Raw genomic sequence first — 14,455 nt, forward strand, 5'->3', positions numbered from 1 at the left:
TTTAGATTTAATACAAATTATCTGCTAAATGTCTTAAGGTCGATGCGGCCGATTCTGCTGTAATATCACGCTGTGGACTCGCAAACATTTCATAGCCTACCATAAACTTTTTTACAGTAGCGCTTCTCAACAATGGCGGATAAAAACTCATATGCCAATGCCAATGCTTATTTGAATGTCCATTAGTTGGTGCTTGATGAATCCCACTGGAATAGGGAAAAGCAGTTTTAAACAATTGATCGTAAATTTTTGTAAGCACAGAAATGGCCTCGGCAAATAAAATGGTCTCTTCTGAAGGAATTTCTAAAATAGTCTTTTGAGGTCGTTTAGGAATAATCATAGCTTCGTAAGGCCAAATTGCCCAAAATGGCACCAACACTACAAAGGCTCTATTCTCAAATATAACGCGATCTTTTTCTTTCAATTCTTGCTTTAAATAATCTGAAAGTAAGGTCTTTTGATGATCTTTATAATAGGTGTCTTGCTGTATATCCTTTTTACTTATTTCATTAGGTAACGTTGATTGGCTCCAAATTTGACCATGTGGATGAGGATTACTACAACCCATAACAGCCCCTTTATTTTCAAATATTTGGACGTAATTAATGCCTTCTTCCTTTCCCAATAATCTGAATTCATTTTGCCAAGTCAAAATCACTTTTTCGATGTCCTTAACATGTAATTGTGCTAAACTTTTGGAATGGTCTGGACTAAAACAAATCACTTTACAAATGCCACGTTCGCTATCAGCCCTTAGCAATCCATTATCCATATGAAATTCTGGAGCTTCCTTTTGAAGTGCGGAGAAATCATTCGTGAATACATACGTATCTTCATAATCCTTGTTGATGTCTCCGTTGGCTCTCTTATTTCCTGGGCATAGGTAGCAATTCTTGTCGTAGTGAGGACGTTCTTCATCTGCAACCGCTTCCTCCTGCCCTTGCCACGGTCTCTTAGCACGATGTGGCGACACTAAGACCCATTCGCCTGTAAGTGGGTTAAAACGCTTATGTGAAAAATCTTGCAATTGTGTATCCATATCAGTTAATTAAATGTGTTCCTTGAGATAGTTGTACTTTATAGGTTGTACAAGGTTTGTTGAATTCCAGATGATATGCTTCCGAAATAGCAGTTATAAAATCAGTGACCCTGTCTTTAGCAACTAAATTAATAGTGCAGCCTCCAAATCCACCACCCATCATTCTTGCGCCAATGACATGAGGATGTGCTTTTGAAAAAGCTACCAGATAATCTAATTCAGGACAACTTATACAGAATTGTTCACTCGCACCTTTGTGAGCTTCAAATAATAAGGCACCAAAACCTAAAATATCACCTTCATCCAAACATTTATAGGCGTCAATTACACGTTGATTTTCCTCAATAATGTAAAGCGCCTTATGGTAATCTTCTTCGGAAATTTTAGATTTTAATTTTAATAAGTCGTTCGCATTGGCAAATCGTAAGGCCTCAACATTAAGTAAGTTAGCTACTTTTTCACAAACCTCGCGTCGATCATTATAGGCTGCGTCTACGAGACTATGACTCACATTAGAGTTGACCAATATGATGTCATAATCTTGAATTGCAATTTTAACAATCTTGGCTTTTAAAGAGGCACAATCAATCATGAGTGCGCTATCTTCCTCGCCAAACATACTGGCATATTGATCCATAATTCCACAATTTACACCAACATAATTATGTTCTGCCTTTTGCGAAATATGAATCATTTCCATTTTGGAAAGCCGGAGTGAATTGAGTTCATTCAAACCAAATACAATACTGTTTTCTAAAGCCGCTGAGGATGAAAGTCCAGCTCCTTTTGGAATATCGCCACTAAAGACCATATTGAAGGGCTTTATATGCCATCCTTTTTTTTGAATTTCAGAAACAACACCAATAATATAATTGATCCAATGGCCATGTTGACCTATAGTTAATCGATCCAACTCCAACTCAAATACTTCATTCATATCTAAAGCACTGATTGTACATTTAGAGGAATTACTATGATTCATGGCGCAAATAATCCCTTTATCTATAGCCGCTGGAAAGACAAACCCTAAGTTATAATCGGTATGCTCACCTATCAAATTAATGCGACCAGGTGAATTAATAAGCAAACACGGAGATCCAAATTGAGACCCGAATGCCTGTTTGACTTTATGTACTAAATCTTGATTCATTTTAAAGTGAATTTCTTAGAATGAAGTCATGAGGGTTTTCTATATGACCTTGTTCGTTATGGGTAATCATTTGTGCCAATCGTTTTCCCATAGCTTTAAAGTCTGTTGAAATCGTCGTTATACCACCTTCCACAACTTCCTTTAGCAAAGTTTCGTTGTAAGAGATGACGCCAATATCCTCACCTAAAACTAATTGTTGGTCTTTCATGGACTTGATAAAATAAATTAAATCACTATCGTCTAAAATGATATAAACCTCCCCTTTTTCAAATCGGCGTTCTTGAAGAGAATCAATAACTTCACATGACATATTTGTGGCTTTTTTAAACTTCTCAAACCCTTTTAGCATTCCCATGGGTTGCTTTTTATTAGGAAAAAGTAATATGATGGTTTGATATTTTTTCAATAAGGGTGAGGCCTTTATCAAACTGTTAAAAATATCCGTTTCAAAGTTTTGATAAATGGAAGAATACGCACTTAACTCTGGATGTGTTTGATCTAAAATATAGGTTTTGTCAGTCGGTAAAACCTTAATCACTTGATCCGTTTTCTCCAAATTCGCTGGCATTATGACATAATAATGGTAATTACCAGCATTGTCATTAATATGTTTTTCAAACACTTGTCGATTAAAGTGATGAAAAAAAATGTCTACTTGGACTGTCGGTTCTAAAAAAGTTAAAAATGAATTGTATAGATCGTCTTTAAACGCATTCAACTCATCAAAAAGTAAAAAGACCTTTTGTGTAATCTTTACATCTTCACTCTTTATGTAATAGCCTTTCCCTGCAACCGACTCAATAATGCCTCTGTTTTTCAACTCTCCAAATGCCATAAATATCGTATCTCGAGATAGTGAAAATTGATTTTTAATGCTATTAACCGACGGCAACTTATCGCCTTTTTTAAGTCGTCCTTCTTTTAATCCATCCTCTACCGATTGTATAATTTGCTTGTATTTAGGAATTCCTAAATCTTGCTTCACACTGATGATTCCCATAAAGCAAATATAAAAATAAACTGGTAGGTACTGGTATGGTTTATGAAATACTTTTATTAATTTAGTGCTTATTTCAACATCCTTTAACCGTACTGAGCCATCTAATGGGCTTTTAAATTAAGACAACCATGACATGTAAATTTGTATTACTTCTTGTTTTTTCAATGATTTATCAGACGACTATCCTCGGACAATCAAGAGCTGTTTTAACACTTGATAGAAACTGGAAATTTAGTCAAGGTACACACCCAAATGCGGCCTCAGAATCCTTTGACGATTCTCATTGGCAAACCGTTACTGTACCACATGATTGGGCTATTTATGGTCCCTTTAATAAAGAGATCGATAAACAAACCATTGCTATTGAACAGAACGGAGAAGTTAAGGCTACTGAGAAAACAGGACGAACAGGAGCGCTTCCCTATATCGGTGAAGGTTGGTATCGCACACACTTTACGTTACCTAATTTTGATGAAAACCAAAAGGCTTTAATCGTTTTTGAAGGTGCTATGAGTGAGCCGGAAGTTTATATCAATGGTAAAAAAGTAGGCGAATGGAAATATGGTTACAGCTATTTTTATTTCGATATCACAAAATATATCAACCATATAGACACTAATACGCTTGCAGTAAAACTTACCAACGTCGGTCTATCATCCCGATGGTATCCTGGTGCTGGTTTGTATAGAAAAGTTCAAGTAATAACCAAAAATAAACACAGTATTGACCAATGGGGCACTTTTATTACTACACCTATTATCACCTCTGAAGTTGCGCAAGTCAATATTAAAACTAAGGTATCAGGTGAAGATTTGCGATTGGTATCTGAAATTTATGATGCTAGTGGAAATATAATTGGTACGAACGACACTCACACCCTATTTGCGCATCAGTTTGAACAAAATATTCCAGTGAAGTTTCCTAAGCTTTGGAGCCCTGAAACACCCTATCAATATACGCTTGTTTCGCGCTTGTATGACGGAAATATCCTAAAGGATGAAGTGACTAAACGTTTTGGTATTCGAGATATAAAATTTGAACCGAGTAAGGGCTTTAGTCTTAATGGAAAGGTTAGAAAATTTAAAGGTGTTTGTTTGCACCACGATTTAGGTCCCTTAGGAACGGCCGTTAATAAATCGGCACTTAGGCGGCAATTACGAATCTTAAAAGACATGGGGTGTGACGCTATTAGAAGTGCGCATAATATGCCTTCTATTGAACAATTAGAACTATGCGATGAAATGGGTTTTATGTTTATTGCTGAAAGTTTTGATGAATGGGCAAAACCCAAAGTAAAAAATGGCTACAATCGCTTTTTTAAGGATTACGCTGAAAAAGATGTCGTTAATTTGGTAAGGGCTACCAGAAATCATCCATCTATTGTGATGTGGAGTTCTGGCAATGAAGTACCAGATCAATGGGGAAGTGACGGCGTGAAACGCGCTAAATGGTTACAAGACATCTTCCATCGAGAAGATCCAACACGTCCAGTTACGGTTGGAATGGATCAGGTAAAAGCTGTTATGGCATCAGGTTTTGGTGCGCTTATGGATGTTCCAGGATTAAATTATCGGGTCCATCTATATGAAGAAGCTTATGAAACCTTTCCTCAAGGATTTATTTTAGGATCAGAAACAGCCTCCACAGTAAGTTCTAGAGGAATTTATAAGTTCCCCGTAGAAATTGGCAGTATGAAAACTTATAAGGATTTTCAATCGTCATCCTATGATTTAGAATACTGTAGTTGGTCTAATTTACCAGAAGATGATTTTGTCATGCAAGACGACAAACCATGGGTTATTGGTGAATTTGTATGGACAGGTTTTGACTACTTGGGTGAACCCACACCTTATGATGAGGCTTGGCCATCGCGTAGCTCTTATTTTGGAATTAGCGACTTAGCTGGTTTACCGAAAGACCGATTTTACTTATATCGGAGTAAATGGAATACCAATGATGAAACATTACACCTATTGCCACATTGGAATTGGGAAGGTCGTGAAGGGCAAATAACTCCTGTATTCGTTTATACGAGTTATGATAGTGCTGAATTATTCCTAAACGGAAAAAGTCTAGGCATACAAAAGAAACATAAAGAAGGTACGAAACAACATCGCTACCGTTTGATGTGGATGGATGTGAAATATCAGCCAGGCACGTTGAAAGTTGTGGCACTTGACACCCATGGAAATCCTATTGCAGAAAAAGACATAAAAACAGCTGGTAAACCACATCAGATTGTTTTAGAACCTGACGTTACAACACTTGAAGCCAATGGTGAAGACATCTCATTTGTCACTGTTTCGGTGGTGGATAAAAATGGAATTCCTTGTCCGACTGCGACCAACCAACTACAATTCAAAGTGAGCGGCAGTGGTTCATTTAGGGCTGCTTGTAATGGCGATGCCACCTCACTTGAATTATTTCACCAACCCACTATGAAACTATTTAGTGGAAAACTGGTGGTTTTAGTGCAATCAACAAGAGCATCGGGTCCTATAGAGTTGCTGGTCACTGGTGAAGGTTTAAAAGCAGGAACCGTAACCTTGAATTCTGTTAACTGATAAGCTTTTTGAAATCCTCTTCTGTTAATTGAGTCGTTGCACCTTTCTTGGAAGCTACTAAAGCACCAACTTGACAGGCAAAATCTAAGGCTTCTTGTGGCTTCAACGCTTCAATGTATAGCTTAAAAATTAAAGCTGCTAAAAACGAATCGCCTGCGCCTACTGTATCTTCTACTGTCACTTGATAACCATTGTTATTGTAAAATTTCCCTTTAAAAAATAATAGTGCACCAGCACCTCCTTTCGTTACGCAAATGGTAGTCGTTTGAGTCTGTTCAGCCAATAATTGAATTTGTGTTTCCATAGTTTGATCTTGGAAACCTAGAAAATCAGCGATTTCATTAAGTTCGTCGTCATTCAATTTGATGGTATGTGATTGCGACATTACCTCCACAATAAATGATAAGTCGTAATCTGGCGGACGTAAATTCACGTCAAAAACAGCGTGATTAGAAAGATGAAGCAACTGCAGTAAGGTCTTTTTGGATATCTCACTTCTACAAGCCAAACTTCCGAAGACAAATACATCAGCTGCGCTCACGGCGGTTTTATTGTCGTTAGTTAACTGAATCCTATCCCAAGCCACTGGTTTATGAATTTCATAAGATGCCGAACCACTGTCATCCAATATAACTTTAACAGATCCTGTCTCAAGATCCTCATCAAATTGAATCAAATCAGCGTTCAATTGCCGTTTTTCGATGAATGCCAAAGCTTTATTTCCAAGATCATCCTTGCCAAGACGACTTATTACAGCCGTTGGAATGCCAAACGACTGAATACGCAATGCGACATTCAAAGGAGCGCCTCCAATGACGGTATGGGTTGGAAAAACATCCCAAAGGATTTCGCCGTAACATATGACTTTAGGTGTCATTCTATTCGTTGTCTATCAGTTCTTTTTCCAAATCTTCCAGAGAAACACCTTTCGTTTCAGGCATTTTAAATATGGCCCATAATAATTGAAGCACCATCATTCCTGCGAAGAAATAATAGATGACTTGGAGATTATCTCTAAAGACACCTTCATCACTATCAATAAAATAAGGCGTTACCAAAGTAATAATGGCCGCAAAGACCCAATGAGTTCCTGTGCCCCAACTCTGACCGTAAGAGCGTACACGATTTGGGAAAATTTCTGATATAAAGACCCAAATCACTGCACCTTGACCAATCGCATGTGAGGCTACAAAAAGACAGATAAATATTAAAAGCAATGTTGGACTCAAATCCATCTGGAAGCATAAGCCAACCATTATTAAACTAAAAATATAACCTATTGACCCAATGATAATTAATTGACGTCGACCCAGTTTATCTATAAGTCTTACGCCAACAAGCGTAAATAATAGATTCACGATACCAATTGCGATGGAATTAAACAGGGAATCTTCACCACCTAATCCTGCTTGTTCTAAAATCTCAGGCGCATAATAGAGCACAAAATTAATTCCGGATAATTGATTAAAAAAGGCTATTAGAAATCCTAACCAAAGTACACGCTTGTACTTTTTATTAAACAAATTGTCACTGCTACTAGGTAAGGCGGCATCTGCTTTAATTTCAGCTAATTTCGCTTTGGCAAGTTCAATTTTTTCATAGATCACATTAAGTATAGGCAAGGCCTTATCATCATCACCCTTCTGCAAAACCAACCACCTAGGGCTTTTTGGAACTTTTAGAACCATAATCGTATATAAAAATGCAGGTATAGCTTCAACACCTAACATCCAACGCCAATCATTCTCACCTCCAACACCTTTGAGTGCCCAATTACTTATAAAGGCCATCAAAATTCCAAAAACCAAGCAAAACTGATACAAAGCTCCTAAGCGACCGCGACTTTCTGGTGAGGTAATTTCAGAAATGTAAATGGGCGCAGCAACTGAACTTACACCAACGCCAACTCCACCTATAAATCTAAAAAACGAAAATAAGTATGGGTCACTTACCAAGGCACTCCCAATTGCAGAGACAAAAAACAAAATACCTATCCAGAATAAGGTCGTTTTCCGACCCAACTTTTTGGTTGGAATACCACCTAGTAAAGAGCCCAAAACAGTTCCCCATAATGCCATAGACATGATAAAGGTCCCGTGATTGATAGGTGATAAATTCCACAAGTCTTGAAGCGGTTTATTAGCGCCAGAAATAACAACCGTATCGAAGCCGAATAGAAAGCCAGCCAGAGCTACTGTGATAGACCAAATAAATATTTTATTTCTCATTATTCCAGATGGATTTTACGTTAGTAATCGTTAAGTTTTCAAGCGTGTTACCATCCTCCGATTTAATGGTTAAACTGGTATAAGGTTCCGAAGGAAACATAGTGTTTGTAATAGCATATTTCCCCTTATCGATAAAAATTTCGAGAGACGCTGCATCCATAATTAATCGTACCTCAACCATTCGATCTTGAGGCTGATAAAACTGTGGCTGGATATTGTTTGCGAAATTTGGTTCAAAATCAACTTGTCCAGACTGTTCTCTATTGACTATAATTTCTGAAGTTTTTGGACTCAATTGAAATACTAAAGTATCATTCTTAGCGTTAGAAAATTCCAATCTTAAATGCTCGGAAAGATTCATCATAAAACGAATATCGCTTGCATTAAAATTAGAATTCTCCATCGTTACAGGCGCCTCTAAATTGATAGCTGCCATAGTTTTCGGATTATAGCGCTGATCATCAAAGGCTTCTATTGGGTAGTTTTTTAAATAATAGTCGTTATTATCAGTAAATAATTTTAAGGTTCTTGGTAAGGTCATGGCACTTCGCCAGGTTTTCGTCGGCACCTTTTGCGCATACAACCAATTACTCATCCATCCAATAAACAATCGATCGTCTGTTGGTGCATTATTGTATGTAATCCCAGCATAGTTATCGGCTCCTAAGTCTAACCATTTGATATCTTTTTGATCCGTTGTAAATGTGGTACCGTCAAAATCACCAACAAAGTACTGCGTAGCACTTCCACCATGAGGTCCACCAGGATTGATACTAATTAATAACACCCACTTTTCGGTTTCACCATTTTCAACCGGCAACTTAAATAAATCGGGACATTCCCAAACACCGCCATGAGCACCGCGGTTTTTACCAAATTCACTTTTAAGCTCCCAATCCTTTAAATTATCTGAATGATAAAACAGCGCATGATCACCAGCGACCAAAATTAGGACCCATTTTTCTAAAGCATCGTGCCAAAAAACTTTCGGATCTCTAAAATCCATCAATCCCTCATTGCCAATCACAGGATTACCCTCATATTTGGTCCAAGTATCACCATTGTCTAAACTATAAGCAATCCCTTGTGTTTGGTGATCATTAGTACCGAGTTTGACTCTTTCGTCAGAATGGTATGTAAACATCGCTACCAACGGTGGGTTTTCTAAGGTGCCAAAACCTGATGAATTGGTCTTATCAACAACGGCACTACCTGAAAAAATATAACCCAACTTATCTGGGTATAGTGCTATAGGTTTGTTTTCCCAAGACACTAGATCCTCGCTTACGGCATGTCCCCAATGCATAGGACCCCAAACAATATCTTCCGGATAATATTGATAGAACAAATGATAGACCCCATCGTGATATACGAGTCCGTTGGGATCGTTCATCCATTTTTCAGGAGGCGTAAAATGAAATTGTGGTCTAAATTTTTCGGTATATAAATCGGTTTGTTCAGTCTTTTGTTGTTCTTCAGGAATACGAGTTTTATCGGATTCGCCCTTACAAGAACTTAAAAGCAGAAATCCGAAACAGAGAGTCATAAAAATAAGTCGCATGAATTGGTCGGTTTATTGATGTCATAAATATAAGTATTTATAGATAACCAATTCGTAAAAAAAGACGCTATAGTAGCGTCTTTCGATATTTATACATGTCCTTTTTAGCTGTAAAAGCTATTAGCCATTCTTTTGGTCTTTATTAAATGTTTCTCAAAAAAGTCTTTAATTGGATAAAAATAGCTCCACCACTTATTGGGATTTAATTGAAATCTTAGAATCACTTGACAAGAGAAATCGCTACTTACGTTTAGTCCGTTTTCTATTTGAAAATCCAAATAATTAACATTGTGAATTGTTTCACAACTTCTATCTACATAAACGGCTTCATCTATCTTTCCATTGAGATAAAACCTGATAGTTTTATAACGTCCCTCCTTTAGCATTAACGCATTTTTGGATGTAATAAACAAGCCTGTGTGATCACCTTTTAATTGTAGCTGTTGATTGGTAAAATCTGAAATTTGATGCTCTTGACCCGTCGCGTCAATGAATGCTAGTTTGGTCACCTCTATGGTCATTTCAGAAATTCCCTTTTCTAAGATATCATCATTCTTTAATATCAGCTCAGTCGATTTTACTTTTGCTTGTTTATATTTCCAATTGTTGTCAAACAATTCATATGGCAATGGTTGCCATAATGTTGGATAAAATTTTGTGTTTTTCATAACGTGTTCTTTTATAGTTTAAACTTAACTTGAAATAGAATCTTATTTCAGGTACAAATTTCAGCATAAAAAAGAACCTACTACGATACTCGATTATCGGATATATATTCTATATTAACCTAATGTAAATTACAGGATAACCTGAAAAGACAATATACTATAGTTTTGAGGTAAATTAGACAAGAAATTAAAAAAGCCAACTATGAAACTCATAGTTGGCTTGCTATTAATCAAATATTTTTGGGGCTGAGGGATCATTTGATTAATTCAAAACTTGATATTCATTAGTTCATCTCGAAAGTTAGCAGATCCGTACCGCCATTTCCTCCACTAACATCAATGAGTTCTATTGTGGTTGATGAAATAGCTATTATATCCCAATCATCATTTAAGTCCTCAAAGTTATTACTTTCTGGAACTGGAAAGAAAATGTTGAAATCAATATCATCATCACTACTACTATCATCATTACTATTACTATCATCTGTTACTGACCAAGTGCCATTGACAGTGTTTGAACCATTAGTGGCTACAAGCGTACCATCAGCATTGAAACTAAAGTCATAACCATTGAAATCAGAAGTTTCGTTTTGACCAGAGTCATTAAAATTGGTAATTCTCCAAGTACCAGATTCAGCGGTACTTTCTATTTGTACAATTTGTTGACTATTATTGTTTGGATTCCCATCATCATCATCATTTGAACACATAGATGACATAAGTGAAAAACTTAACATTATTAGAAGCCCGATATTACATACTTTTTTCATAATTCTTAGTTTTAGATTAATATATTATTATAGTTTTTGAAGCGTTAAGGTGTCAATTCCACCGTCTCCACCACTGACATCTTGAATGACCACTTCTGTAGCAGAAACTGATATCACATCCCAATCATCATCATTAAATTCTTCAAATGGCAATTCTGTTCCAAAATTAAGCGTCATTTGATTACCAGAACTAAATACAGACCATGTGCCATTGTTGGTGTTAGAGCCGTTAGAGGCAGAAACAGTTCCATTTATGTCAAAGTTGAGTTCATACCCTGAATAGTTAGCCGTTTGGTCATCGGCATCTTCAAAATAAGAAGCCACAATCCACAAACCATCGGTTAGAATATTTTGTAGGTCATCATTTCCATTACCACCATCAAACGGTGTTCTTTCAAAAGTTAAGAAGTCTTCAGAACCATCTCCTCCACTAATATCTTTTAATCGAATAATATCATTGGTAACTTCGAGAACATCCCAATCATCGGCTAATTCATCTAATGGAATCCCTGTTCCAAAATTTAAATTCAGGCCTAGCTCGGTATCGTCTCCGGATGTGGTAGACCAAGAGCCGTTGGTAGTACCATTAGTATCCGTTGCTGTAGCTGTATTGTCGGAGGCAAAATTAAAAACGAAATCTGCAAAGTCTGAAGTTTCATCTGTGTCGTCAAAAAAGTAGGTCACATACCAATCGCCATTTGTTAAAGCGCTTACTAAGGCTGAATCATCAATGCTTCCATTACTCGAACAATCACTTTCAAATCGTAATCGATCATCACCGATTCTTAAATCTACTTTCACTTCGCCTGGTTCTTGCTGTATCTCATGCAAATTCCAATTGTCATTAAAATCTGCTAATCCAGTCACGTTAATAACCACCGAAATATTATTTCCTGTACCAGAAGCGACCCAAGTACCATTGTAGGTATTAGCACCTTGCGTCACTAAAATTGTGCCGTCATTATTAAATACAAACGCATATCCTACATAGTTATCCTCCAGATCATCATCATTACGTTCTAATTTATCAACCCACCATTCAGAGCAGTCGGCAAAGACCATTTCCAAGTCATTGGTTGTACAATTTTCACAATCGTCATCATCAAAATCATTATCATCATCTTCATCACAAGTATCATCAGCCATTTCAATAGCATTGGCTAATTCTTGTATAGAATTAATGATTTGTGTAGTGCCATCTGCAAAAATTACCGAAAGCGGGAAGTTAATTGTTACGGCTGCAAATTCATCCAAATCCTCAATGAAATCATACATATCATTATCATTATTAATAGTGATTGTACTTATTAGATCATTGTTCTCATTAAAAATAGATGCTGTAATAGGATATTGAAAATCGATACATTCTATATCATCATCATTTTCGTTTTCACCAACACAATTAGACGTAAGAGCCGCCAATTCTGAATCTGAATTTACGATAACTGTTGAGTAGTCTGTGAGAATTATTGTGATAGGGTATGAAATAACAATAGAATCCACATCATCTTCAAACAAATCAATAATATCCTCGATGTCCTCATAACCATCTTCATCATTTATCGTTAGTTCAATGCCATTAACTGTAACCGTCACTGGAAGTTGCACACTCAAACAGCTGGCATTGTCTATAATATTATCATCAGACCCATCATTTGAAGCAGTTCTGCTCATTAAATTAGCCACCGCTGAATTGGCTTCGATGGTTTCTTCCACTGGAGGATCTATGGCTAAATCGTCTTCTGTTCTACAGGAGGTCAAAGTGAATATCACACTAAGAAGTAGCAGTAAAATTGGTTGTAATGTTTTCATAACTAAATGTGTTTTTTTTAATATTTAAGTTCGATTGATAGTAAGCTTATAACTCGACGCTTTATTCTTAAAACAACTCGATAAAAAAATGTCCCAAGAAAAAAAAGATTTTTTTTTATTTACCTTTCAACTCAGAAATCAAATTAAATAAACCTTGCCAACATCTTTACATCAAGATATATGCGATAAGATTCGCTTTTCAAAACTTTATGAAAAGTACGCTCAATCATTGGGCAATATTCTCTTTTATAAATATGGAAATCTTTTAAACCCAGCTGATAAAGTTCAGGAAGCGTTTATTAAACTATGGGAGAACTGTGCTAAAATAACTCCAGAAGCTGCAAAATCCTATTTATATACGACCGCAAATAATATGATGCTCAATGAAGTAAAGCATCAAAAAGTGGTCTTAAAATATCAACAAGTAAAGCCCAAGGATTACACCAATGAATCTCCTGAATTCTTGTTACGCAAAAAAGAGTTTCTAAAGCGGTTTGAACGTGCATTGTCGTCGTTAAAAGAAGAAGAACGAGCAGCTTTCCTTTTAAATAAGGTCGATGGCAAAACACATAAAGAGGTAGCCGACATTTTAGGCATTACCAAAAAGGTGGCTGAGCATCGGATATATGCAGCTTTGAATAAACTTAAAATAGACATTGAAGAATTAAATCGAAAATAATTTGGGACAATTCTATTTTAAGTTGTTTTAAATATATAATAGCTTATTATGGAAAAAGAATACCTATTAAAAAAGTGGTTAAACAATGATCTTACTGATGCCGAAGCAAAGGCATTTGAAGCGTTGGAAGGTGCAGACTTGTACAAAGAAATTATTGAAGAAGCTCACCGTTTTAAAGGCAATACTAATGCTAAAGTTGGAACATTTGAGGCCTTAAATGAAAAACTAGATAGCAAAAAAGCGACTTCGACACATTGGTTAAAAACGATATCAAGAATTGCTGCTGTTCTGGTTATTGGTGTTACCATATTTACGTTAATAAACAGAGATCCGTTAAGCGCATATAAAACTGATATAGCTCAAAATGAAACCATCACCTTACCAGACAATTCCAAGGTTCAACTGAATGAGTTGTCAGAGTTAGCTTATAATGATTCAGATTGGAATAATAATAGGTCCTTAAACTTGAAAGGAGAAGCCTATTTTGATGTTGAAAAAGGCAAACGATTTGATGTGAATACTGACCTTGGAAAGGTGATTGTTTTAGGAACAGAGTTTAATGTATTATCTAGAGATAGCATTTTTAAAGTCACCTGTTATGAAGGCTTAGTTCAAGTTATTTATAACAATCATCAAATCAAGCTACCTGCTGGTTCAGAGTTTGTTTTAGCATCTGGCAAAGGTGTAAAATCAAGCATTGTAATCGCAGAACCATATTGGCTCAAAAACATGAGCGTTTTCGAAAATACGGCACTTGAAGATGTTATAGCCGAAGTTGAAAAGCAATATCATCTTACCGTCGATTTTCCAACGGACACCGATTTGAAATTCACAGGTGCCTTTGAACACAACAACCTTGAAAATGCCTTAAAGTCCATTACCCAGCCCCTTAATTTGACCTACACTATCGAGAATACTAACGAGGTCATTATTAGGAATGGGCAGGACTAAATTTCACATATTTTTAGTATTATGTATCGTTTC

At 36.4% G+C, this 14,455-nt stretch carries 12 protein-coding genes; 3 read left to right on the plus strand and 9 right to left on the minus strand.

Translation table 11 applies throughout. The features are described 5' to 3' along the window. Positions 1-7 precede the first annotated feature (7 nt). Genes ACU8DI_RS02005 through ACU8DI_RS02015 form a run of 3 tightly spaced genes read right to left on the minus strand, consistent with a single transcriptional unit; the run spans position 8 to position 3,189 of the window. Positions 8-1,039, minus strand: coding sequence for a UDP-glucose--hexose-1-phosphate uridylyltransferase (locus tag ACU8DI_RS02005; RefSeq protein ID WP_447111060.1), 1,032 nt, complete (start codon positions 1,037-1,039; stop codon positions 8-10). Position 1,040: 1 nt separating this feature from the next. Further along, a complete protein-coding gene (gene galK, locus ACU8DI_RS02010; protein WP_447111061.1) occupies positions 1,041-2,189 on the minus strand; it encodes a galactokinase in 1,149 nt (382 codons plus the stop codon). 1 nt (position 2,190) lies between these two features. After that, on the minus strand, positions 2,191-3,189 hold the full coding sequence (locus tag ACU8DI_RS02015; protein WP_447111062.1) for a GntR family transcriptional regulator: 999 nt from the start codon (positions 3,187-3,189) through the stop codon (positions 2,191-2,193). 128 nt (positions 3,190-3,317) lie between these two features. Here ACU8DI_RS02015 and ACU8DI_RS02020 point away from each other — a divergent pair, with 128 nt between their 5' ends. Continuing rightward, positions 3,318-5,753 (plus strand): DUF4982 domain-containing protein, encoded by a 2,436-nt coding sequence (locus ACU8DI_RS02020; RefSeq protein ID WP_447111063.1) that lies wholly within the window; start codon positions 3,318-3,320, stop codon positions 5,751-5,753. On the opposite strand, the gene ACU8DI_RS02025 is transcribed toward ACU8DI_RS02020, so the two are convergent. The 6 genes from ACU8DI_RS02025 to ACU8DI_RS02050 all read right to left on the minus strand — a co-directional run bounded on the left by ACU8DI_RS02025 (position 5,746) and on the right by ACU8DI_RS02050 (position 12,792). Further along, positions 5,746-6,630 carry a carbohydrate kinase family protein gene (locus ACU8DI_RS02025; protein WP_447111064.1) on the minus strand — a complete coding sequence of 295 codons (885 nt, stop codon included), beginning with the start codon at positions 6,628-6,630 and terminating at the stop codon, positions 5,746-5,748. The two genes, ACU8DI_RS02020 and ACU8DI_RS02025, sit on opposite strands and share 8 nt — an antisense overlap. Before the next feature lies 1 nt (position 6,631). Continuing rightward, positions 6,632-7,981, minus strand: coding sequence for a sugar porter family MFS transporter (locus ACU8DI_RS02030; protein ID WP_447111065.1), 1,350 nt, complete (start codon positions 7,979-7,981; stop codon positions 6,632-6,634). Continuing rightward, entirely contained in the window at positions 7,971-9,542 is a 1,572-nt protein-coding gene (locus tag ACU8DI_RS02035; protein ID WP_447111066.1) for a glycoside hydrolase family 32 protein, read from the minus strand. Before ACU8DI_RS02035 ends, ACU8DI_RS02030 begins: the two co-directional genes overlap by 11 nt. Before the next feature lie 104 nt (positions 9,543-9,646). Continuing rightward, positions 9,647-10,210, minus strand: a complete 564-nt coding sequence (locus ACU8DI_RS02040) for a hypothetical protein (protein WP_447111067.1) — start codon at positions 10,208-10,210, stop codon at positions 9,647-9,649. A gap of 284 nt (positions 10,211-10,494) precedes the next feature. After that, entirely contained in the window at positions 10,495-10,980 is a 486-nt protein-coding gene (locus tag ACU8DI_RS02045; protein ID WP_447111068.1) for a hypothetical protein, read from the minus strand. Positions 10,981-11,007: 27 nt separating this feature from the next. Next, the gene (locus tag ACU8DI_RS02050) at positions 11,008-12,792 is read right to left on the minus strand and encodes a hypothetical protein (RefSeq protein ID WP_447111069.1); all 1,785 of its coding nucleotides are present in this window, start codon (positions 12,790-12,792) and stop codon (positions 11,008-11,010) included. 154 nt (positions 12,793-12,946) lie between these two features. Here ACU8DI_RS02050 and ACU8DI_RS02055 point away from each other — a divergent pair, with 154 nt between their 5' ends. After that, entirely contained in the window at positions 12,947-13,471 is a 525-nt protein-coding gene (locus ACU8DI_RS02055; RefSeq protein WP_447111070.1) for an RNA polymerase sigma factor, read from the plus strand. Between the two features lie 48 nt (positions 13,472-13,519). Then, entirely contained in the window at positions 13,520-14,422 is a 903-nt protein-coding gene (locus ACU8DI_RS02060) for a FecR family protein (RefSeq protein ID WP_447111071.1), read from the plus strand. The last annotated feature ends 33 nt before the right edge of the window (positions 14,423-14,455 follow it).

The organism is Psychroserpens sp. BH13MA-6, from assembly GCF_052983595.1.